This window comes from Microcoleus sp. A006_D1 (genome assembly GCF_036702805.1).
GTDB lineage: Bacteria > Cyanobacteriota > Cyanobacteriia > Cyanobacteriales > Microcoleaceae > Microcoleus.
This window is the reverse complement of the sequence record NZ_JAUBVZ010000020.1, coordinates 18,244-41,309: the sequence shown is the minus strand read 5'-3', so window position 1 is coordinate 41,309 and position 23,066 is coordinate 18,244. Positions and strand designations below refer to the sequence as shown.

Here is a 23,066-nt window from a genome sequence, read left to right as displayed (position 1 = left end):
TAGTCAACTAGCGTAACGCAAATGCTTATGGTTTGGTCTTGACTAGACTGGCATTGCATAATTCGATCGAGCCTGTCAACCGCAGATGTAAGGCGGATAGACGCAGACAGACGCAGATGAATTTCAAGTCTTGAGAGTGAATGAATGCAATCTTGTGTCCTGATTTGATATCATTCATCAATTCAACTCCAAAAGCTCCATCAAAAATTTAATAAAATTTGCCAACGCTGGAACTTCCTGCTGTGTTTGTTCGCTCACCCAATTATTATCTGCAATGCTTGTTGTATTAGTTTTGCCCGGTTTGAGGACGCTCACAACAGTAGCCACTAAAGCTTTTTGTCGATCGAACGGGCCCCAGTGATTTTTGTGTCCGTCAGACAGTCCATTCAAATAGGCTAATGCACAATTCATAACTTCAGGATAGACAACATTGCCGCACTCGCACAACAAATTATCCAAAACCCCTTGCTGCTGATTGTCAGGCAAAATATAAATCCCAGTTCGCGGCGGCCCTTCCTGACAAATTCCTGCCTGATTTGGAAATCCAGGAAAATCATTCTGAAACTGCTGACAATAGTCTCTAGCAACAGTATCGGGATGCTTCTTATCAGAATCCGCAACTATTCCAAAGGCTGCAATATCTGTTTTATATTCAGGATGGTTAGCAAAAGTTGCTTTAAGATTTCTTCCCAAATTGCTACCTTCCCCAGAATAGATAGCCACAGAAATAGTCTCATTCAACAAGATTGAAGGCATATCAAGACGCTTGTATAAGTTTCCCTGTCTCGGATAAGGAGGTATGAAATTGCGCCAAAACGGCTCTAATTTCGATTCTTGTCCGTCAAAAGATTGAAAGCCGAGGAATTTCAACACTTTGCCTACAAATGCTTGATCTTGTGGGCCTTCTACTCCGATGAGTGCGTAACTGCGGTTCACCTACGAACCTCCTGTCCCAACTCATCCCGAACTATATGGAGTGTTTCTCTATCTAACCGAATCGCTTTAGTTTGTGATTCCTTTTTTTCCAATCGATAAAGAACTAAATCAGTCTCAGAATCGCTAGCATCCAACATCGCATCAATAGCTTCTAAACTGTGGGTAGTTGCAAATAACTGCACGTCTAATCGCTGACACCAATCCACAATCCAAGCAAAGGAACTGCCAAGTGCGACCGTATGAATAGCTGTTTCTATCTCGTCAATTAATAAAACACCACCCTCCACTTTTACCAGTGTTAAAGCAATGAATAGCAAACGTCGCACTCCATCACCAAAAGCACTTAGCGGCGAAATACCTACACGTTTGTGGTCGATATAGAGACTGGGACGTTTGCCAGTTGGCGACAAAATTACTAAATCAGTAATGTCTGAATCCATGTGTTGAAGTAATTTTATTACTTCGGGCTTAATACCTAACAAAATAGCTTCTGACAGCAAGCTAATTTGTAAAGGTTCTATGCGGTGAGAAAAAGGTGTTACTGTATCAATTGGTAGTACGGCACTTGAGCGGTTTTTTCTATTAACAAAACGCTGATTTTCCCAGATTTCAAAACTTACTGATAATTCTTCTGGGTCAAAAGTTGTTGCTACTTTGAGTTCTAACTCAGCACCTCGGAGAATATTGTCAAATTCTATTTCGTCAATTTCTAGTTGAGATGCTGAGCTATTTTCTGCCTCGCCTAACTCCGAGATTCCTTCAAACTCTCGGTAAATTGCTCTCGATTCTGTGACCGGAAAATCGCCATTACTTGAAACATAAGTTTCTCCTTCATAGACATGGGTATGAGAAACTTCACTATTTTGAGGGAATAGCCATCTAAGAGCATCTAGCTGGGGTTTTCGAGAATATTTAATCTCTCGGCGCCACGATGTGTTGAGCCATTCCAGCGGATCTAAGGGACGACAATATGTGGATATCGCCTCTAAAACGCTGGTTTTTCCTGAGTTATTCCCACCCACCAATATGTTGATTTGACCTAAGTCCTGCAAGTTCAAATCTTGGAGGCCTCGGAACCTATGGATGGTTAAATTGTCAAGGTGTTTCATAATATAAGACGGCGGTTGAAACCGCGCCTACAAGAACGAAGTCCGCCTCCGCGGACTCAAGAAGATAACATAATGTTAACCGCCCACTCTTCAACCCGCGGAGGCGGGTTTTGTTTGTATCGACGCGGTTTCTAACCGCCGGTCTTCTTACGATTTTGACTCTGACTTGGGTGTATAAGTCGATCGCACTTGCAACTCCTTCAACTGCTTCTCATCCACCCCAGCAGGCGCATTCGTCAACAAACAACCAGCCTGCTGAGTCTTCGGAAAAGCAATCACATCGCGGATGGATTCCTCGCCAGCCAACAGCATCACCAACCGATCCAAACCGTAAGCAATGCCTCCGTGGGGGGGAGTTCCGTACTCAAACGCATCCAGCAAAAAGCCGAACTTATTGTAAGCTTCCTCAGTCGATAAGCCGATCGCCTCAAACACCTGTTCCTGAACTTCCCGCTGATAAATCCGCAGAGAACCACCGCCCACTTCCGTGCCATTTAACACCAAGTCATAAGCTTGAGCCCTCGCGGTCTTCAAATCGTGAATATCGTCAGGATGCGGCGCAGTAAACGGGTGGTGGATGGCTTCTAAACGCTTCTCATCAGCGTTCCATTCAAACATCGGGAAATCTGTCACCCACAACAGATTCATCTTCTCTTTGTCAATCAATCCCAACTCCTTACCGACGAACAAACGCAATCTATCTAAAGTCTTATTAACAGTTGTCGCGTCGGCTGCTGCAAACAACAACAAATGACCAGGTTGTGCGCCCGTGCGATCGAGCAATTCCTGTTTTTGCCCTTCCGTCAAATTATCCTTAATTGCGCCGATCGTATCAATTTCGCCATTCTCCCGCACGCGAATGAAAGCCAATCCCTTCGCACCAGCTTCGCTGGCTTCCTTAAACAAATCGCCTTTCTTAATCCGTTCATTAGAAAAAGCCTCATTCCCGCCCGGAATCGGCAAAATTTTCACAATTCCGCCCGCAGCAATCGCCCCGGAAAATACTTTAAATCCCGAATCTTTCATCAAATCGGAAACATCGACTAATTCCAAACCGAAACGAGTGTCTGGTTTGTCGCTACCGTAGCGATTCATTGCTTCAGCGTAAGTCAAGCGCGGGAAAGGACGAGACAATTCTACGCCTTTCACACTTTGGAAAATCTGGGAGACTAAACCTTCATTTAATTCGAGGATTTCTTCTAAAGACATGAAACTCATTTCCATGTCTAATTGCGTAAATTCCGGCTGTCTGTCGGCGCGCAAATCTTCATCGCGGAAACAGCGGGCAATTTGATAATATCTGTCCACACCCGAAACCATTAACAATTGTTTGAACAATTGCGGCGACTGCGGCAAAGCGTACCAGTCGCCTAAATTGACGCGGCTGGGTACTAAATAATCTCTCGCACCTTCAGGAGTCGATCGAGTTAAAATCGGTGTTTCAACTTCAATAAAACCCCCAACGTCTTCCAGGTGGCGGCGCATAGCTTTGACAACTTGGTGGCGAAGCTGCAAATTGCGACTCATACGATCGCGCCGCAAGTCCAAATACCGATATTTCAGGCGTAAATCTTCCCGCACGCTTTCATTATCCGCCGTCGAAACCTGAAACGGTAACTGTTTGCGTACCGCGTTTAACAACTCGATTTCGTCAGCGTAAATTTCCACCTCACCCGTGGGCAATTTGGGGTTGAGGGAATCTTCGGGGCGGCTGGTGACTCTACCCGTAATTTTCACCACGTATTCGCCGCGCAAAGCCTCAGCCCCGTGATAGGAGTCGGGGGTGCGTTCAGGATCGCTGACAATTTGCACAATACCCGATCGATCGCGCACATCGAGAAAAATCACCCCGCCATGATCGCGGCGGCGATCCACCCAACCGTACAGGGTGACAGTCTCTCCGATGTGTTTGCTTCGCAGTTCGCCGCAGTAGTAACTTCTCATGGTTCGGGGTTATGGACTAAAAATAAAGCTTTCTGATTATAGCGCTTAGTGTCAAAACCTGTTATGAACAGGCAAGATGCCTGTTCCACAAGAAAATTTAATCTTTGTGGAACAGGCATCTTGCCTGTTGCTGAAAATCGTGTAATGTATGACTCAATCAGCCTTTGATGGGCAGGCAGGATGCCCACCCCACCAGAGAATTAATTCTTTGTGGAACAGGCATCTTGCCTGTTCTTGAAAATTGTGCAAAATATGAGTTTAATGCTTCTTGTCAACAAACGCCGTTAGCGCGTTCCATGCAGACTTCGCCGTCTCTTTCAAGCGAGTGCCTATCGACTCAATTTCCCCAACCACAACGTGCCAATTTTTTTCAGTTTCCTTGTGAATGTGATCAACAGCTTGATCGATGCGATCGCGTTCGATCAATTTATTTTGTTCCACCGCTTCTCGCGCTTGTCGCACCGCTTTCAAATAAGTTTCGCGACTGACTTCGCCAGCCTCCTGCACCTGCGCCTGCGCCCGTGTTTTAATCGCATCAACCACCAGCCAATTTTTCTCAGATTCTTTTTTGAGTAGGCTGACTGCTTCTGTCATTCTCTCTTTGGCGATCGACTTATTTTGTTCGATCGCCCCCGACGCTTTAGTCACAGCTTTCAAATAAGCTTCGCGGGTAAGATCGCCCGCTGCTTGGACTTCGGCGGCGGCGCGTTTTTTAATTGCTTCAAACAAGGCGGCAGTTTCTGCGATCGTCTCATCCGTCGCATCGGGCATCTCTTTTTTAACGATCGCCGTCGTTTCGGGAGTTACCTCTACAATTGTTACCTCGGTCACATTTGGATCTGTCATATCAATTATCTCCTTTCTTACTCCGCGGAGGCGGACTTTGTATGTGTAGCGCCAGAATTCATTCTGGCATTTAAGACTGGCCTTAAAAACTTTGTCCTGTTATCTTACATTTTATCTACCAAAGTTGAATTCGTGTGTCGGATACCGCCAACTTGCAGGTACGGTTTAGCGCACTTTAATTGCTGAAAAGTCGCTCCACCTAAAAACACGCGACACCAAGCTTGGTTTCTCAAAAATCACAAAATTAGAGATTTAATTATTTCAATTTTCAAACTGGAAATCTCCGGCATCGCTCGCAGACAACAAATCGTGACATCTTTGAGCCTCCTGCCAAGATTCAGGAAACTTATATTGAGATAAGAGGATATTTTCTAGTGCGACTTTCATCTGATTTGCACAGATCTGCGGTGGCACTTTCCCTATTCCTGTACCCAGGCCGGGAATAGCGATAGTTTCAATGATATGTTTGACAGGCGTTCCGTCTGGAACTGTGCCAAATTTCACCAGAGTTAAAATAGCGCGGGTTGCTAGATAAACATTGACTGTCTCAGTTAAAACTGTGGGAACTCGCATTGTTGGGGCAGCGATTAAATAGGGAATTTCAGCATGATCTGTGTCTACAACTTCTGCCATGCCTACTAAGAGTTCGCCGTGATGACGAGTCTGAATTAATTTTTGCAAGCGTTCTTGAACATGACCTCCAAAATATTCCGAAATCTCTAAATCTAAGCCACCATCCATGAAGCCAAAACTATTTGTCGGACTCACAATCGCATCGCATTTCACATCAAATATTGAGCCGCGGTGTATCTTGACATTTTGCATATTACCGCAAGTGCTTTCCCAGGCTCTAATCAAGTCATCGTTTACGGCCGCCAGCACAATTTGCATAGATACTCTCTATAATTTTTAATTGGCAACCGCCAGAGCGATCGCCAATTAAATCATACAATACTTTACATGAGTCCGCTAAATCTCGACTCGATCTCAATTTCAACTCGCAAATCTGCAATAGCTGTATGCTGCAAGATCCCAATCTCCGCCATCCGATCGCCATTAGTTTCGGTGCCGTTGCCGGCGCATTGAGCCGGTATTATATCACTTTGTGGTTTGCCAACCGTTTCGGCACGGCTTTTCCCTACGGAACTTTTTTTATTAACATCACCGGTTGTTTGGCTATGGGATTTTTTATCACCCTCGCTTTTGAACGGATGCCGGCTGTTCCGACGGAAGTGCGGTTAATGGTTGCAACGGGCTTTTTGGGGGCTTATACTACTTTTTCGACTTACGGTTTAGAGACAAATGTCTTGTTGCGCGATCGATCTTATAGCTTGGCAACTTTTTACTGGGCTGGTAGCGCCATACTTGGAGTAATCGCCGTTCAGTTAGGCAGCATTTTAGCACGAATTGGCAAATAGATCGAATCAGTTTGTGCCAACAATACCAGCTCAAAAGAACAATTTAACTGCCAGGAAAATCCCCGCCCCGATCGCATCAGCGATTCTAAATCTATTTTCCTACTCATTTATTTATTCATCAATCAAGCCACTAACCGGAAACAGACAAGCAGCCGCCCCATTGACGATCGCCGATCGCACCGACAAACACAACAGATGCACTCGCGCCCGCGACGTACTGATGTCCCCCGCAGATCGCGCTACAGCGCCAGCGAAAGATTGTCCGCGATGTTCGAGGGGGAGAAAGGGGATTCCACAACAAGCAACAAGGGGATTCCGGGAGAGGGAGAGAGGATTTGACGAGTTTTGATTTTGAAAGCCGCTGTAGCCGGACTCGTGCCTGCGGACAAAAGAGGTTCCGCCTATGGGATATTTAATACAGGCTATGGCTTATTATGGTTTCTGGGCAGTTTGGCGATGGGAATTTTGTACGATCGCTCTGGTTTCTGGGCTGGTTGTATTTTCAGTTGCGCTCCAACTCGCTGCTCTTCCAGTCTTATTCCTGGTAAATGTCGCGATCGCCCATTACGGACGATCGACCAAATAGTCGGCAGTAACTTGTCAGTTATTAGCTGTCAGTTATCAGTTATACATTTTTTTGACTGATAAATGATGACCGTTGACTAATGACAACTGACTACTGACTAATAACTAAAGTTAAACAACAAGCGAGGAGGTTTAGTTGTGATAGTTAAAACAGCAACAGAGTGCCTCATTACCTTAGAAGGCGTCAGCAAGGCTTACCAGCAGCCCAACGGTCAACAAATATCTATTTTAGAGCCAATTAATTTAGAACTGCGATCGGGGGAAATAGTAGCTTTGCTCGGCCCTTCCGGTTCTGGCAAATCAACATTAATGCGGATAATTGCCGGACTGATCCCGCCCACCGACGGTCAAGTTCTCTACCACAATCGTCCTTTGGTCGGCTTAAATCCTGGGATAGCAATTGTATTTCAAAACTTTGCCCTTTATCCCTGGCTGACGGTACTAGAAAATGTAGAACTAGGCTTAAAAGCTAAAGGAGAAATGCCCGAACCGCGCCGCCAAAAAGCCTTGCGAATGATTGACATTATCGGTTTGGACGGATTTGAAAATGCTTATCCGAAAGAACTTTCCGGCGGAATGCGGCAGCGGGTGGGATTTGCTAGAGCTTTGGCGGTAGAACCCGAACTGCTTTGCATGGATGAACCGTTTTCAGCTTTAGACGTGCTGACGGCAGAAAACTTGCGGTTTGAGTTGTTAGATTTGTGGCTAGAAAAAAAGATTCCGACTAAAGCTGTGTTAATCGTAACTCACGGGATTGAGGAAGCGGTAATTTTAGCCGATCGAATTGTCGTCTTGGGTCGCAATCCGGGGCGAATTCGCGCCGAATTAACGGTGACTTTGCCGCATTATCGCGATCGCAAAACAGCCGAATTCCAAGCTCTCGTAGACCAAGTTTACAAAATTCTCACCAATCCCGAATTGAGCTGCGAAACAGTGACAGCACCCGCTGAAAGTGCCACTACTGTATCTCAACCTCAACCGACTCAAAGCCCTAAATACCAATCTCTACCGCAGGTACGAACTGGTGCAATCGCAGGTCTTTTAGAACTATTAGAAGACCGTCAAGAAAAAGACCTTTACCGTTTAGGTCAAGAATTAATGTTAGAGGTTGACGACATTTTGCCGATCGTCGAAGCAGCCAAATTAATGGATTTTCTAGTAATCCAAGAAGGCGACCTCCTGTTAACACCAGTGGGCATCCAGTTCATTGCCGGCGGAATTGACCAGCGCAAACAAATTGTTCGCACCCAAATTCTCAGCAATATTCGCCTCGTCCAGCAAATTTCTCGAATGCTTCAGGCCAAGCGAAATCACCGGATTTCTGAAGAGTTGATTTTGGATATTCTCGAAGCCCACTTTAGCCCCCAAGAAGCAATGCGGCAATTGCAAACTGCTATTGATTGGGGTCGCTATGCAGAGTTGTACAGCTACGACGAACCCGGAGGCGAAATCTTCCTAGAATCCGAAGAAACTAAAAATGAGTAGTCAGTTGACAGTTGACAGTTGACAGTTGATGGTTGACAGTTGACAGTTGACAGTTGATAGTTGATAGTTGACAGTAGTCATTGGTAATTTTACGGAATCACTAATAACAACTTCTGACTTCAACCTCCGTTAAATCCGTTAAAAAATCCGCTGCCGAACTTCCTTTCATCCGTTAAATCCGTTAAAAAATCCGCTGCCGAACTTCCTTTCATCCGTTAAATCCGTTAAAAAATCCGCTGCCGAACTTCCTTTCATCCGTTAAATCCGTTAAAAAATCCGCTGCCGAACCTTCTGCATTATGACAAGACCTCTAACACCAGCCAATAAAGCGTTAGAAAGATCAGCTTGGACTTGGCAAGACGGCTTGCTAATTCTAGCCATCTTCTCTCTAATTTTAGTAATTGTCCAAACAGCGTCTCAATTCAACAGTGACTACAACCCAAACTTTAAAATTGAGACCACGCTAAATGTCTTGCCAGCGTATACAGCCCAGACTCTTTTACGCATGACAGCAGCCTATTTTTTATCCTTGCTGTTTACCCTAGTTTATGCTTATTCTGCTTACCGCTTTCCCCTAGCAGCGAAAATTTTAATTCCCTTACTAGACATTTTGCAATCGATTCCGGTTTTATCATTTTTGCCCGGAGTTGTTTTAGCTCTAGTTACTTTATTCCCAGGTCAAAGAATCGGTGTAGAACTCGCATCGATCATCTTAATATTTACTGGGATGACTTGGAATATGACCTTTAGTTTCTATCAGTCGCTTTCCGGCATTCCGCGAGAACTTCAGGAAGCTGCTCAAGTTTATCGGCTCAATGCTTGGCAACAGTTCTGGACATTAGAATTGCCCGCTGGTGCGATCGGGCTGGTGTGGAACAGCGTCATGTCAGTGGCGGGCGGCTGGTTCTTTTTGATTGCGATCGAATCCTTTACCTTGGGTGAGAAAAACTTTAATTTGCCCGGACTTGGTTCCTATTTGGGCAAGGCAGCCAATCAAGGCAATTTTGGGGCAATCGGCTGGGGCTTAGCAGTATTAATCGGTGTGATTATCGCCATAGATTTTTTCATCTGGCAGCCTTTGATTGCTTGGGTGGAAAAGTTTAAATATCAAGCCGTGGAAGCTACCAATGTACCCCAGTCAAAGGTGTTAGATTTTTTAAGGCGATCGGCGACGCTGCGGGTGTTGAAATCGCGCATTTCGCCCGTCGGCGACAGTTTCGATCGCTATGTGGCAAGAGGTTTTGCACCTGCTAATTTACCAACAAATCCTCGCCAACAAAGCCGTATCGGAAATTGGATAAATTGGGTGTTTGTCAGCGGGTTTGCCGTCATTGTGCTTTGGGGAACTTGGGAAGCGGTGCTGCTGCTGCGGTTGCTGAGTTTGTCTGAGTGGCAAAAAGTCATGGGAGGTGCTTTTTATACAGCTTTGCGAGTCATTTGCGCGCTATTTTTATCGCTGTTGTGGACAGTACCGCTCGGAGTGGCGATCGGTCGAAATCCGCGTTTAGCTCAGATTTTGCAGCCCTTAGTGCAAATAGCCGCTTCTGTACCAGCAACGGCTTTATTTCCCGTATTGCTGCTAGCTTTAGTTCGCGGTGGAGGCGGCTTGCAAATTGGCTCCGTGGCGCTGATGATGTTGGGTACAATGTGGTATTTGCTGTTTAATGTGATTGCCGGCGCTCAAGCCATACCTTCCGAGTTGTTTGAAGCCGCGCAAGTTTATAAACTTTCCCTGATTCAGCGCTGGAAAACTTTAATCCTGCCCGGAATTTTTCCTTATTTAATCACAGGAATTATTACGGCGGTTGGCGGAGCTTGGAATGCGAGTATTGTCAGCGAATACGTGCAGTTTAAAGGTGAAATAATTAGAACCAGCGGTTTGGGCGAGACGATTTCTGAAGCAACAGCATCGGGAAATTTTCCTTTACTGTTAGCGGCTACTTCTGTGATGTCGCTGTTGGTTGTATTGACTAACCGTTTGGTGTGGCGCCCGCTTTACCGTTTGGCACAAGAAAAATATCAGTTGTTGGTTTAAGCAGATAAGCATCACAAACACAAGAGCAAGAAACCAGCCTTTGAGAATACATTTTGGTTGGCGTGGCGAAGCAATTGGGTTGCTAACCCGGCCGGTGTAAATCCTCTAACTGCAACCAGTGGTGTCAACAGGCTCTAAATTCGATTCAGGAAGGCGCGCAGCACAGGTTTATACCAGTTTTGCCAAAAAATGCAACTGTAGGTAAACTCCAAACCCGCTGACTGGAAAGCGAGCCCGAAAGCTTTAGACATGGGGAAAAGTCGGCTGCGACGACCGTAGCCTTCTTTTCAAGTGGGTCGCGATCGCGAGTTTTCTTCGTTCACGGGCACTCTCAGCCATGTCGGAGCGATCGCCCTCAACTGTGGTAATTCGCGGTTTGAACGAGGAAATTACAGCAATGGGCTCGTTGGCAAGTAATTGTGCGCTAGGGGATGGCGGGAGCGCTGCTAGGAGCTATATTGGGGACTGTAGCGATGGGCTGGCCTTACACTCTGCAAGGGAATTACGCAGTGGCGATCGCGGTAGTTGATGTCCTCGGGGTCTTGATTTATTTCACTTGAACTCGACTAATTTTGTAAATATAATATATTTAACTTAGATGACTGTCAATGAAAAAATGATTTTTTATTATTAATCATGAATTATGGAGCGAAAGCGATCGCACTTTATTTTTACCAGCATACTCATACCAGTTTAAAAAAAGAATGCAACTCGCTTACCCGTGCTCCCAACCCTTGTGGAATCAGTCATTCCTAATTCTTCAATCTAAAATCTAAAATCTAAAATCTAAAATCGTCTTCACCTATGTCATCATCCAATTCATCAACCAAAATCCAAAGTCCTAAATCGAGCAATTTGTTAGAAACTGCTGAATTGGCTTCTCTTGCTGCATCTGCTGTGGGATTGGCTGCTAGTTTGGTTTTGCAGCAGAGCGTTTATGTCGAAGTGCCTGTAGTGATTTCGCTGGTGTTGAATTTTGTCAACCGCCAGAAGTTGCGCGGCCAACTTAAAACAGGTACAGCGGCAGTGTTCGATCGCATAAATCAACAAGCAGCTACTAGCGATCGCGCGATCGAGCAATTGCAACTTGCTGTAAATGCTCTAGACGAAGCTCTCGCGCAAACATCTCGCGAAAATCTCAATGTTAGCCAGGGAGAAAATGCACATTCTCTAATTTCAGCAGTTGAGAACCTGCGCCAGCGACTAATAATTTTAGAAAAAACTATTAAAATGATTCAAAGCGAGATCGAACTCACCAGCCGCCAGTTCAAACAGCGGCCGGAGTTGCAACAAGTCGAAACTTTGACAACAATCATTCTGGACTTGCAGCAGTTTATCAACGAACTGCCGCAGTGGGGCAGTTTGCAGCAGCGTCAGCTCACAGAACTCCAGCAAAAAGTAGACAATGCTTTGGCTGAGCTGGCTCAAGAAATGGCTGTGATTCCCCACCGTTTGCAGGAGGCTGTAGCTAGTCACAGTGGGGAAATTCACCAACCAGGTTCTGTTTTGAATGTCGCCGATCGACCTAAAGCCCAGAATGAGAAAATTCGCCAGAAATATCCCAGAGCTTATGTCAAGTGGAGTCACGATGAAGACGAGAATTTGCAGAAAGAATATGCTAGCGGTCAACAAATTGGCGAATTAGCTCAGAGATTTCAGCGACAGCCTGGTGCCATTCGTTCCCGCTTGCAAAAATTACGATTGCTCGAATAATATCGAGGGAATTGGGCATTGGCCAAACAGGGCATTGGCCAAACAGGGCATTGGGCAAACAGGTCATTGGCCAAACAGGGCATTGGGCATTGGGCAAACAGGTCATTGGGCATTGGCCAAACAGGGCATTTTCCCCTCTTCCTTCTTCCCTCTTCCTTCTTCCCTCTTCCTTCTTCCTTCTTCCTTCTTCCTTCTTGCATAACAAAGCGATCGCCCTTTTTTTTTCCAAAGAGCGATCGCTTTATTTATTTATTCAGTACCCGCTGCCAACAGCGAGCTACTAACATCACATCTCAAGGCTTTTTAGCCTTGCTCTACCTCATTCTAGAAATCTTGCGGTAACAAAGAACTTAAACGCTCCAACAAAGGATCGGACTCCCGACGGGGAGCAACCTCAGCATCAGAAACTACACGATCATCCGCTACAGACTCAGACTCAATCGAGTCAGGCTCTACTACTTTTGAAACTTGGGCAAAAGAAACTTGAGCAAACTTACTGTTAACACTCCCCTGCAACTGATCCAACTGCGCGCCCAATTGACTCAGGTGATGTTCCAGTCCTTCCAAACGGCTTAATTCCTCAGCAGAAACATTGCGCTCGAACTCTGAAAATTTGACCGCAAGTTCAGCAATACGCTGTTCCAACCGCTGAGAGCTATCTGTAGAGCTACCAGACTCAGACACAGACAAAAACTGCCACAAAGCTTGCTTGCAGAGATTGCTGAAAGTCTGATACTTCGTAAAAGCCAACTCTTTTTCAATAGCGGCCAACAAAGTTTGATCCGCAGCATCTTCCGTAAATGCCACCGAGAAATTCGCCTTATTTTTTGCCCACAGTGCCATAGGGTTCAAGCCTTAATGCGTTACTTAATTGTGGCTAGCTGAGCCTCAGCATAAATAAACTGTCCCAAAGCATTAGCTTTCCGAGAAGGCTGAGCCAAATGAGCCTTAAGATTGGCGTCTTTGAGCAAAGGTTGGAGCACCTCCCAGAAAAACTCGCCGCCGCCGCCAGTCAGAACCACATCCGTCACCCGTTCCGGCAGCCACTGCACCAAACGTTCGGACAGTTCGTTAGCGAAAGCCTCCCGCAAATCCTTAATAATTGGATCTAAATTAGTCGGCTTAGTCGCTCCTCTCGGACGGTAGAAACGCTGGCCTTCCGGTTTGTTTACCGCTTCCAGTAAAGACAGGGATTGAGGGTCTGCCCCCGGAATCTTTGAGGCAACTTGTTCGTAGAACTTGTTCATGGCGAAGGAATCGCTTTTAGAAGCTGCCCGGGCGAACCGGAAACGATCGACCATTAACAAATCAGTAGTTTGGTGTCCGATATCGACAACAGCCACCGACAGTTCCGGCAACTCCGGCGAAAACTCCTTGTTGTCTTGAGCCTCGCACCAAATCAGGCTGCCGAATCCTTCCGGCATTACCCAAACGTGGCGGATGTCAATTTCCAAACGCTCGCCGCGGTATACCACAACGTGGGGAGAGCGCAGTTGGCTGATAATCTCTTCCTTTTCTTTCTCAAACTGATCCTGCGAATAAAAAGGCAAACCCAGCACTACTGCCATTTCGCCCTTCATCTGGAAATATCCAGCACAGGAAAAAACCTTAACCAAAGCATCCACTACTTTCGACTGGTCGGCGCCGCCGAGATTAGCGCCAAAGTCCGCAGCCAGTTGGCCGATTGCGTACCCCTTGCCCTGGTGCTCCAGCCACATATCCAACAGAGGGTCTGTTGCTTTTGACTCAAAGCTGCCGCCCCGCACCTTTTCCACGGGCATAGCAGCCACGTTGGCAGGGATGAAAACAACACCATTTGGGTTGCGACTCACGCAAGCTTTAGTTGCTGTACGACCCAAATCAGCACTAATAATCGATTTGTGAGAAGCGATCTTAGTCTGCTGCGTCAGCATAGCCGAATTAGGAACAAGCTGTCTAGTTGTCATTGAAATGTGTTACCTCACTGAGCCTCACCATTATCATGCCTTATCCCTGGACACTGCCGCGCTTAAAGACAGTAGGTTTTGTGGCGATTCTTCTAACTCTACCTAGATCGGTATTGAAATCAGCACCAAACATTATATTCGGGACGATCGCCCTTACCGTAACTAACCTGACTTTTTCTCGATCCAGTGCGATCGCCATCATCTTGCCCGATCGTGCATTGTTAAGTTAAATTTAGTTAAGATTCTGAGTGTAAATTTTTGTCACACTAATCCCACACCGCCAGCTTACCCGATCTGTCCCCAATTCAAGGCACCCGCATTTATGAAAATTTCTTGGCAAACTATACTACTTTGGACTTTACCCGCCTTAGTCATCGGCTTTTTCTTGTGGCAGGGGGCCTTTGCCCCATCCCCAGCAGAAATGACCAAGAACACCGCCAGCACCCGTCTGAGCTACGGTAGATTCTTAGATTACCTAAACGCCGATCGAGTCACCAGCGTTGACCTTTACGACGGAGGTCGGACAGCGATCGTCGAAGCAGTCGATCCGGAACTCGACAATCACGTGCAGCGGTGGCGCGTAGACTTGCCGTCAAATGCCCCGGAACTGATTTCTCGACTCAGAGACTCCAAAATCAGCTTCGACACTCACCCCCTGCGCAACGATGGCGCTATCTGGGGAGTTTTAGGCAATCTAGTATTTCCCCTGTTGTTAGTAGGAGGGCTGTTTTTCCTCTTCCGCCGAGGTGGCGGCAACGTGCCAGGGGGCCCAGGCCAAGCCATGAATTTTGGCAAATCCAAAGCTCGCTTTCAAATGGAAGCTAAAACAGGCGTACTGTTCGACGACGTAGCAGGCGTGGAAGAAGCCAAAGAAGAACTCGCCGAAGTCGTGACTTTCCTCAAAAAACCGGAACGCTTCACCGCAGTCGGCGCGAAGATTCCTAAAGGCGTGCTGCTAGTTGGCCCTCCCGGAACAGGTAAAACCATGCTGGCAAAAGCGATCGCAGGCGAAGCCGGCGTACCTTTCTTCAGCATCTCCGGTTCGGAATTTGTGGAAATGTTCGTCGGTGTCGGCGCATCCCGCGTCCGCGACTTGTTCAAGAAAGCTAAAGAAAATGCTCCTTGTATCATTTTTATCGATGAAATCGATGCAGTGGGTCGCCAGCGCGGCGCCGGTATCGGCGGCGGTAACGACGAACGGGAACAAACCCTGAACCAGTTGCTGACAGAAATGGACGGTTTTGAGGGCAATACTGGGATCATCATCATTGCTGCCACCAACCGCCCCGACGTGCTCGACTCAGCGCTGCTGCGTCCGGGCCGTTTTGACCGCCAAGTTAGCGTTGATATACCGGATATCAAAGGCCGTCTGGAAATTTTGGAAGTTCACGCGCGCAACAAGAAGCTGTCTGAGGAAATTTCTTTGGACGCCATCGCCCGCCGTACTCCTGGTTTTACAGGTGCTGATTTGGCTAACTTGCTCAACGAAGCTGCTATTTTAACAGCGAGACGCCGGAAAGAAGCGATTACGATGCTCGAAGTTGACGATGCAGTCGATCGCGTCGTCGCAGGTATGGAAGGCACACCGCTGGTGGACAGCAAGAGCAAGCGCTTGATTGCTTACCACGAAATCGGCCACGCGATCGTCGGTACCATCATTCAAGCCCACGATCCCGTGCAAAAAGTTACCTTAGTTCCTCGCGGACAAGCCCGCGGCTTGACTTGGTTCATGCCCAGCGAAGACCAAGGTTTGATTTCGAGATCGCAAATCTTAGCCCGGATTAGCGGTGCTTTGGGTGGCCGCGCAGCCGAAGAAGTAGTTTTCGGCGACGCTGAAGTTACCACCGGTGCCGGCAACGACTTGCAGCAAGTAAGCGGCATGGCCCGCCAAATGGTGACTCGCTACGGGATGTCTACCTTGGGCCCGATCGCCCTGGAAGCTCAACAAAGCGAGATTTTCCTCGGCCGGGACTACACGGCGCGATCGGAATATTCCGAAGAAATTGCCTCTCGGATTGACGGACAAGTTCGGGAAATTGTCGATCGTTGCTACGACGACGCCCGCCGGATTATTCGCGAAAACCGCACTGTGATCGATCGTTTAGTCGATTTGCTGATCGAAAAAGAAACCATCGACGGCCAAGAGTTGCGGCTAATCGTCTCTGAATACACTTTTGTTCCTGAAAAAGAACAATACGTTCCTCAGCTTTAAAAAGCGAATATTCAGCGAATATTCAGGGCGAATAGAATTCGCTCCTATACAAACAAAGTCCGCATCCGCGGACTGAAGAAATTCAACCCGCGCAGGCGGGTTTTGTCTTACAAGAAGCGGTTTAAACCGCCGAGTTAATTTTTGATATCGTGTCCGGTCGATCGACCGCGATAAGATTCGTTTGTAGTGCGGACACCAGGACGCTCTCAAGTCGCGGACACCAGGACGCACTACGAACCTTTTTTGCTCTCAAGTCGCGGACACCAGGACGCACTACGAACCTTTTTTGTTATGGTAATCGAACGGACATGATATGAAATAGCTACCGCAGATCGACGCAAATTAACGCAGATGAAAACTAGATTTGCCATACATACAACTAATAATTTGTCAATAGTTTTAATAGCTTGTTTGATTTTTATTCCCATCAATACTTTGAGTGCCCGCGCCGAGAATTTAAGATGTTTTGTAGAGATTTGCATCGCTCCCAGTAGCGTAGAATTAAGTAAGTCAGATTTTCCCGGTGCTCCGTCTTATCCCGTCAGAACTATTTTAGGAACTCAGCAGTTTAGTAATGAGAAAATGCTGGTGCAGATGGAAGTTGACTGCAAGCAGCGAGAGTTTAGAACTGTCAGGGTTAGCCAAGATGGCGAAAATTGGTCGAATTTCGATCCCAGATGGACTTTAGTCGATCGCAGCAACTCATATTTGTCTCGGCTGGTTGACTATAGTTGCAAATTGGCGATCGAATAAGCCTAAAATGGGGAGCATCTCATTTTTGCAAAAAGCATTTTTTCTTTGAGTGCGAGCTTAAGATATCGCGAGTATTGTACAGCTTGTGAGTTATATGAGCTTGAATTATAAATGTTAAATTGAGATGTTTTTTATAAAATGTCTATGAGACTTCGTTATTAAACCTCTTCCAAAAATAGCTAGAACGGGCAAGATTCCCAATTCCCAATTCCCAATCTGTACCTCACAAAGCGTGAGAATTGCTATATGTGTATTGATCCCACAGAGTACGCGCGGCATAGCTATCCCACAGGGAATCGACCTCTGGAAACCTGCGAAGCATTGGTAGCAGAACAAAGCGCAAAAATTCGGCAACTCGAAGAGGATTTGCAGCAGCAGAGAGAATTGTGCCAGAAATTAGCAGCACAACTCAAAGCAGTCGAGAATGCAGGCTCTTCGGGTTGCGCAACTGAATTGGATATCGCCGAGGACGATCGCACTCAGTTAATCGCATCTCTGGAAAAAAGCCAGGAAATGTACCAAACTCTCATCAAAAATTATCCGAATGGTTCGGTGTTTTTGTTCGATCGCGATTTGCGCTATATTTTGGTTGACGGTAAAGGTTTGGCAGTAGTTGGTTTGTCCAAAGAACATTTGGAAGGCAAAACATTGTGGGAAGTATCGCCGCCAGAAGATTTGCAACTTTTGGAGACCAAATATCGCGCAGCTTTAGCAGGAGAAGAAAATAATTTTGAATATAAATACCGCGAACGTTTTTATTCCACAACAATTTCTCCCGTCAAAAACGACCGGGAAGAAATTTTTGCAGGCCTGGTAGTTACTCAAGATATTACCGAAAAAAGACAGGCAGAATTCGCGATGCTGCGGCTGAAGAATGAGCTAGATATAAAATATCACAAGCGCACTGAAGATTTAAGAATAGCTAACCAACAATTGCGGGAAGAAATTATCGATCGCTGGCGCACCGAAGAATTTTTGCGGGAAAGCCAGCAACAGCTAGAATTGTTTTTCTCTCAATCTTTAAATGGTTTTTTCTTTATGATGCTTGACGAACCTATGCAATGGGACGATACAGTTGACAAAGAACAAGTCTTGGATTACGTATTTGCTAACGGGCGGGTGACGAAGGCAAATGATGCTTTTGTTGCTCAATACGGAACTACTAGGGAAGAGTTAATGGGCTTGACGCTTAACTCTTTCTTAGGCCACAACTTGGCTGGTGGGAGAGAGACCGTCAAGCAATTGTTTGATGCTGGCAGAATTCACATCGAATGTGACAATCGCAAGTTTGACGGGACTCAGATCAGGGTGGAAGGCGACTATATTTGTATTTATGATTCCCACGGCAAAATCGTCGGGCATTTTGGCGTGCAGCGCGATATTACTGACCGCAAAAAAGCAGAAGCGGCTCTCAGAGATAGCGAAGAACGCTTTCGCGCCACCGTCGAACAAGCAGCAGTCGGCATTACCCACTGCGACAAAACTGGCCGCTATTTGCGAGTCAACCAAAAGTTCTGCAATATTTTGGGATATACTGCGGCAGAATTGCTGTGCCTAACTTGGATGGATGTCACTTATTGTGAAGATGTAGATTCAGACTCGAATAAAAATAACAGATTGTTTGCCAGGGAATTTGACTGTTTCAATCTGGAAAAACGCTTGGTGCGTCGAGACGGTTCTTTAATCTGGGTAAATATCACTGTTTCTTTCGTCGAAGAACCGTTGAGCGGAGCAATCTACAATGTAGCAGTCATAGAAGATATCAGCGATGCCGTGGCGGCAGCTACGCAACGCAAACAAGCTGAAGCCGCACTGAAAGAAAGTGAAGAAAGGTTCCGACAGCTAGCCGAAAACATTGAAAGCGTGTTTTGGATGGTAGATGTTCAACCCCAGAAAATGATTTATCTCAGCCCGGGTTACGAGAAGATTTGGGGGAGAAGCTGCGCTGATTTCTACGCTTCCGGGCGCTTTTTTACAGATTCCATCCATCCAGAAGATCGATCTCGCGTTATTGCTACTTTCACTAAACAAGTTGTATCTGAAAATGAGATCGAATATCGAATTGTCAGGCCGGATGGTGAAATTCGCTGTATTCGCGATCGGGCTTTTCCGATTAGAAATGAAGCTGGTGAAGTTTACCGCGTTGTTGGCATTGCAGAAGATATCAGCGATAGCAAACAGGCAGAAAAAGCTATCCGCGAAAGTGAAGAACGCTTCCGCCAGCTAGCAGAAAATATCCAAGATTCATTCTGGCTAATTTCTGCTGAATTGACCGATGTACTTTACGTAAGTCCAGCTTACGAACAAATCTGGGAGCGCAGTCGCGAAGCATTATATGCTTACCCCTTAACATGGATGGAGTTTATATATCCAGAAGATCGACATTTGTTGCAAGAGGCAATGGGGCGGGTGTTGCAGGGCGAGTCCACCAGTACCGAGTATCGCATTTTTCGGCCAGATGGTACAATTCGCTGGGTGTGCGATCGAGCTTTTCCCATTTACGACGAATCGGGCAAAGTTTACCGCCTCGCGGGTATTTGCGAAGATATTAGCGATCGCAAATTGACCGAGGTTCGCATCCAAGCTGCACTCCGCGAAAAAGAAGTATTGCTCAAAGAAATTCACCACCGAGTCAAAAATAATATGCAGGTAGTTTCCAGCCTGCTGCAACTTCAAGCTCAATACATTGAAGACGAACCAACGCTAGCTTTATTTGAAGAAAGCCAGACACGCATCCATTCAATGGCTTTGATTCACGAGCAACTTTATCAATCGGAACATCTCGATCGGATCGACATCGCCTCCTACGTCGAAGACTTGGTTGCTAATTTGTATCAATCTTTTGGTTGCGGCAATACTTCCATCCAATTCAATCTCAACGTTGAACCCATTTATTTAAATATAGAAACAGCAATTCCTTGCGGTTTAATTATTAACGAACTCGTTTCTAACTCATTGAAGTATGCCTTTGCCAAAAGTTTACCAGGTGAAATTAATATTAATTTTTACGAGATAATTCTTCAGCAATTTAACTTAACTATTCAAGATAACGGTAGCGGATTTCCGGCGGATTTTGATGTAGAGACTACGGAAACATTAGGATTGCGATTGGTGCGGATGTTAATTCAGCAATTAGAGGGAACTATTGTCATTGACAGTCAGTGCGGAACTTGTTACCATATTACTTTCCGTGAGTTAAATTATCGGCGTCGCATTTAAGAAAATAAAATGAACCCTATAAAAATTTTGGTTGTAGAAGACGAAGTTATTGTCGCCGAGGACATAGCAGGCAGATTGAAAAAGCTGGGTTATGCAGTAACAGCTACAGTTGCTTCAGGGGAAGAAGCTATTGAAAAAGTCGCCGAAAATAAGCCGGATTTAGTGCTGATGGATATCGTGCTCAAAGGTGAGATGGACGGCGTAACAGCAGCCGAAAAAATCAGAACCAGGGTTGATGTACCAACAGTATTTTTAACAGCTTATGCAGACCATAAAACGCTGCAAAGAGCGAAACTGACAGACCCATTCGGTTATATTATCAAACCATTTCAACAAAATGATTTGCGGGTGGCGATCGAGATTGCTCTGCACAGACACGAAATCGAAGCCAAGATGCGATCGGCTCTCCAAGCTTCGGAAGCAGCCCGAGAGTCGGTGGAAGAAAAATCGCAGCGCCAAAACCAGTATATATCAATGGCTGCCCACGAATTGCGCAACCCGCTCAACGCAATTTTAATCTCTGCGGAACTCCTCAAGATCGATCGCACTCGCAGCAGTGACGAATCCCAACTCAGAACCCTGCGCCTAATGCACTCAGCTACCCAAAAGATGAACCAGCTCATCGACGATATGCTGTTCATGGGCCGAGCAGAAGCAGGGCAACTCCAATGCCATCCATTACCGATAAATTTAGTCGAAGTTTGTCAAGATTTGCTGGATCAATTGCAGTTAGGAAATGAAGCCAAGCACAAACTGGTATTAATCCCATCAAGCGTTACCAGCGCGATGTTAGATCAACAATTGCTGCACTGCATTATTTCTAACTTAATTGTTAACGCGATCAAATATTCTCCAAACGGCGGTCAAGTTACCTTGGAATTGGAATATCATCAAGCAGGAGAGGGAGACAAAGAAGATATTTTCGGCTCGTCTCATGAGTGTTTGTTTGCTAATTCCCAATTTAAAAATATTAACTCTCCTTCACTAATTATCCGCATCCGAGACGAAGGTATGGGCATCCCCGAAACCGAAATAGGGAAAATATTTGAAATGTTCTACCGCTGCCAGAATACTGGGAAGATGAAAGGTAACGGTTTGGGATTGACGATTGTTAAAAAAGCTGTCGATTTGCAAGGAGGCGCGATCGGCTGCGAAAGCAAAATCGGCGTTGGTACTACTTTTACAGTCGTACTTCCTTACGTGGCTCTTTCCTCGAAAACTTAGAGATCGGACGTACGGTTGAAACCAGGTTTATACAGACAAAACCCTAGAAGAGCGGGTTGAAGAATGAGTGAATCTAGAAGACCGGGCGGTTGAAACCGCGCCTACACAGACAAAACCCGCATTGCCAAGGGTTGAAAAATAAGAGCTCAGACGGTGGTTGAAACCGTAACTGAACCGTATTGGCTTAAAATTACGCGCTCTTCCTTCTTCAGTCCGCGCACCATCCGGACTTCCTTTGTGTAGACGCGGTTTCAACCGTACGTCCGATCTTTGTGTAGACGCGGTTTCAACTGCCGTCTTTTCTAATCATCAAAGTGTTGCAAAATCCACTCAACCGCCGCCGCTAAATCTGCTGCAATAAAATCTGGTTTAGTATGGTGCTGATACTCGCCGCTCAACACGCTTTCGCCGTAACCTGTCTGCACCAAAATACCTGTACAGCCGGCATTGTGAGCCAGATCGACATCAGTCGCTTTATCTCCCACCATAAAACTATTGGACAAATCTAAATCGTGTTCCCAAGCCGCCGCTACTAACATCCCCGTATTCGGTTTTCGCCAAGTCGTATATCGGGTAAATTCTGGGTTGGTTCCACCTTCTGCTTCGCTCAAATAAGGGCAGTAATACATAGCATCTAACCTCGCTCCGGCTTCTTTTTCTAATAACAAGCACAGGCGTTTGTGCAAAGCTTCTACGTGGCTGACTGGATAATAACCCCTGGCCGGGCCGGATTGATTGGAAACCAAACAGCAAAATATTTCTCTGTCATTTAAATGGCGTACAGCTTGAGCTGTGCCGGGGATTAAATGCAAATCTTCTAGTTGGTGAATGTAACCCGCTTCGATATTGAGGACGCCATCGCGATCGAGAAATACTGCTCGTTTCATAGAATTATAATTGATAATTTGCTGCGTTGGGCGGGTTTTGTATTGAGATTGTCTGCCGTTGGTTGAGATTGCTGGCAAAACCAGACCCTTGTAGTAGGGAGGGCGGGTTTTGCACTTATAAACTGGTTTATATCATAGATTTTTAGCTAAACCCGCCCCTACAACATACTATGTTTTTGTTGCGATTACCTACTTAATCGGGCATAATCTAAACTTCATATAATTAGATTGTAGGGGCGGGTTTAGCCCGAAAACCTTGCAGATAACAGATAATTTCTGTACAAAACCCGCCCTTTATTTAAACTTGTAGGGAACAAAACCAGTAGGGAGGGCGGGTTTTGCACTTATAAACTGGTTTATATCATAGATTTTTAGCTAAACCCGCCCCTACGACATACTATGTTTTTGTTGCGATTACCTACTTAATCGGGCATAATCTAAATTTCATATAATTAGATTGTAGGGGCGGGTTTAGCCAGAAAACCTTGCATATAGCCTTTCTCAGAAAGATGAGGTACGCGAACGGCATAGGGCTATGGGCATAGGGCTATGGGCATAGGGCTATGGGCATAGGGCTATGGGCATACCTCACTTTTTTGATAAAGGCTATATAACAGATGATTTCTGTACAAAACCCGCCCTTTCTTTAAACTTGTAGGGAACAAAACCAGCCCCTTGTAGGGAGGGCGGGTTTTGCACTTATAAACTGGTTTATATCATAGATTTTTAGCTAAACCCGCCCCTACGACATACT

At 45.9% G+C, this 23,066-nt stretch carries 19 protein-coding genes; 11 read left to right on the top strand and 8 right to left on the bottom strand.

All coding sequences use genetic code 11. The annotated features are described in order from the left end of the window. Positions 1-177 precede the first annotated feature (177 nt). The 5 genes from QUB68_RS25920 to QUB68_RS25900 all read right to left on the bottom strand — a co-directional run bounded on the left by QUB68_RS25920 (position 178) and on the right by QUB68_RS25900 (position 5,726). The gene (locus QUB68_RS25920) at positions 178-936 is read right to left on the bottom strand and encodes a DUF3226 domain-containing protein (protein WP_332997789.1); all 759 of its coding nucleotides are present in this window, start codon (positions 934-936) and stop codon (positions 178-180) included. Further along, on the bottom strand, positions 933-2,045 hold the full coding sequence (locus QUB68_RS25915) for an AAA family ATPase (protein WP_332997788.1): 1,113 nt from the start codon (positions 2,043-2,045) through the stop codon (positions 933-935). Before QUB68_RS25915 ends, QUB68_RS25920 begins: the two co-directional genes overlap by 4 nt. A gap of 147 nt (positions 2,046-2,192) precedes the next feature. Continuing rightward, positions 2,193-3,989, bottom strand: coding sequence for an aspartate--tRNA ligase (gene aspS, locus QUB68_RS25910; RefSeq protein WP_332997787.1), 1,797 nt, complete (start codon positions 3,987-3,989; stop codon positions 2,193-2,195). Positions 3,990-4,247: 258 nt separating this feature from the next. After that, entirely contained in the window at positions 4,248-4,835 is a 588-nt protein-coding gene (locus tag QUB68_RS25905) for a hypothetical protein (protein WP_332997786.1), read from the bottom strand. A gap of 261 nt (positions 4,836-5,096) precedes the next feature. After that, the gene (locus tag QUB68_RS25900) at positions 5,097-5,726 is read right to left on the bottom strand and encodes a macro domain-containing protein (protein WP_332997785.1); all 630 of its coding nucleotides are present in this window, start codon (positions 5,724-5,726) and stop codon (positions 5,097-5,099) included. 128 nt (positions 5,727-5,854) lie between these two features. Here QUB68_RS25900 and crcB point away from each other — a divergent pair, with 128 nt between their 5' ends. The 6 genes from crcB to QUB68_RS25870 all read left to right on the top strand — a co-directional run bounded on the left by crcB (position 5,855) and on the right by QUB68_RS25870 (position 12,071). Next, positions 5,855-6,253 carry a fluoride efflux transporter CrcB gene (crcB, locus tag QUB68_RS25895; protein ID WP_332997784.1) on the top strand — a complete coding sequence of 133 codons (399 nt, stop codon included), beginning with the start codon at positions 5,855-5,857 and terminating at the stop codon, positions 6,251-6,253. A gap of 13 nt (positions 6,254-6,266) precedes the next feature. After that, the gene (locus QUB68_RS25890) at positions 6,267-6,602 is read left to right on the top strand and encodes a hypothetical protein (RefSeq protein ID WP_332997783.1); all 336 of its coding nucleotides are present in this window, start codon (positions 6,267-6,269) and stop codon (positions 6,600-6,602) included. Positions 6,603-6,656: 54 nt separating this feature from the next. After that, complete coding sequence (locus QUB68_RS25885; RefSeq protein WP_332997782.1) at positions 6,657-6,839, top strand: hypothetical protein; 183 nt, start codon at positions 6,657-6,659, stop codon at positions 6,837-6,839. A 137-nt stretch (positions 6,840-6,976) separates the two neighbouring features. Continuing rightward, entirely contained in the window at positions 6,977-8,323 is a 1,347-nt protein-coding gene (locus QUB68_RS25880; RefSeq protein ID WP_332997781.1) for an ABC transporter ATP-binding protein, read from the top strand. Positions 8,324-8,621: 298 nt separating this feature from the next. Further along, positions 8,622-10,358: an ABC transporter permease gene (locus QUB68_RS25875; protein WP_332997780.1), complete on the top strand. Its 1,737-nt coding sequence runs from the start codon at positions 8,622-8,624 to the stop codon at positions 10,356-10,358. Between the two features lie 804 nt (positions 10,359-11,162). After that, positions 11,163-12,071 carry a hypothetical protein gene (locus QUB68_RS25870; RefSeq protein WP_332997779.1) on the top strand — a complete coding sequence of 303 codons (909 nt, stop codon included), beginning with the start codon at positions 11,163-11,165 and terminating at the stop codon, positions 12,069-12,071. Positions 12,072-12,395: 324 nt separating this feature from the next. Here QUB68_RS25870 and QUB68_RS25865 read toward each other — a convergent pair whose 3' ends face one another. After that, complete coding sequence (locus tag QUB68_RS25865; RefSeq protein ID WP_332997778.1) at positions 12,396-12,914, bottom strand: hypothetical protein; 519 nt, start codon at positions 12,912-12,914, stop codon at positions 12,396-12,398. 20 nt (positions 12,915-12,934) lie between these two features. Further along, positions 12,935-14,017, bottom strand: a complete 1,083-nt coding sequence (locus QUB68_RS25860; protein ID WP_332997777.1) for a ParM/StbA family protein — start codon at positions 14,015-14,017, stop codon at positions 12,935-12,937. 35 nt (positions 14,018-14,052) lie between these two features. On the opposite strand from QUB68_RS25860, the gene QUB68_RS25855 reads away from it, so the two are divergent. The 5 genes from QUB68_RS25855 (at position 14,053) to QUB68_RS25835 (ending at position 21,425) form a co-directional block, all read left to right on the top strand. After that, positions 14,053-14,247 carry a hypothetical protein gene (locus tag QUB68_RS25855; protein ID WP_332997776.1) on the top strand — a complete coding sequence of 65 codons (195 nt, stop codon included), beginning with the start codon at positions 14,053-14,055 and terminating at the stop codon, positions 14,245-14,247. A gap of 92 nt (positions 14,248-14,339) precedes the next feature. After that, complete coding sequence (ftsH2, locus tag QUB68_RS25850; protein ID WP_332997775.1) at positions 14,340-16,229, top strand: ATP-dependent zinc metalloprotease FtsH2; 1,890 nt, start codon at positions 14,340-14,342, stop codon at positions 16,227-16,229. 351 nt (positions 16,230-16,580) lie between these two features. Continuing rightward, positions 16,581-16,982 carry a hypothetical protein gene (locus QUB68_RS25845; protein WP_332997774.1) on the top strand — a complete coding sequence of 134 codons (402 nt, stop codon included), beginning with the start codon at positions 16,581-16,583 and terminating at the stop codon, positions 16,980-16,982. Between the two features lie 246 nt (positions 16,983-17,228). Then, positions 17,229-20,201, top strand: coding sequence for a PAS domain S-box protein (locus QUB68_RS25840; RefSeq protein WP_332997773.1), 2,973 nt, complete (start codon positions 17,229-17,231; stop codon positions 20,199-20,201). A 9-nt stretch (positions 20,202-20,210) separates the two neighbouring features. Further along, positions 20,211-21,425 (top strand): hybrid sensor histidine kinase/response regulator, encoded by a 1,215-nt coding sequence (locus tag QUB68_RS25835; protein WP_332997772.1) that lies wholly within the window; start codon positions 20,211-20,213, stop codon positions 21,423-21,425. 302 nt (positions 21,426-21,727) lie between these two features. On the opposite strand, the gene QUB68_RS25830 is transcribed toward QUB68_RS25835, so the two are convergent. Further along, entirely contained in the window at positions 21,728-22,312 is a 585-nt protein-coding gene (locus tag QUB68_RS25830; protein ID WP_332997771.1) for a D-glycero-alpha-D-manno-heptose-1,7-bisphosphate 7-phosphatase, read from the bottom strand. Positions 22,313-23,066 lie beyond the last annotated feature (754 nt).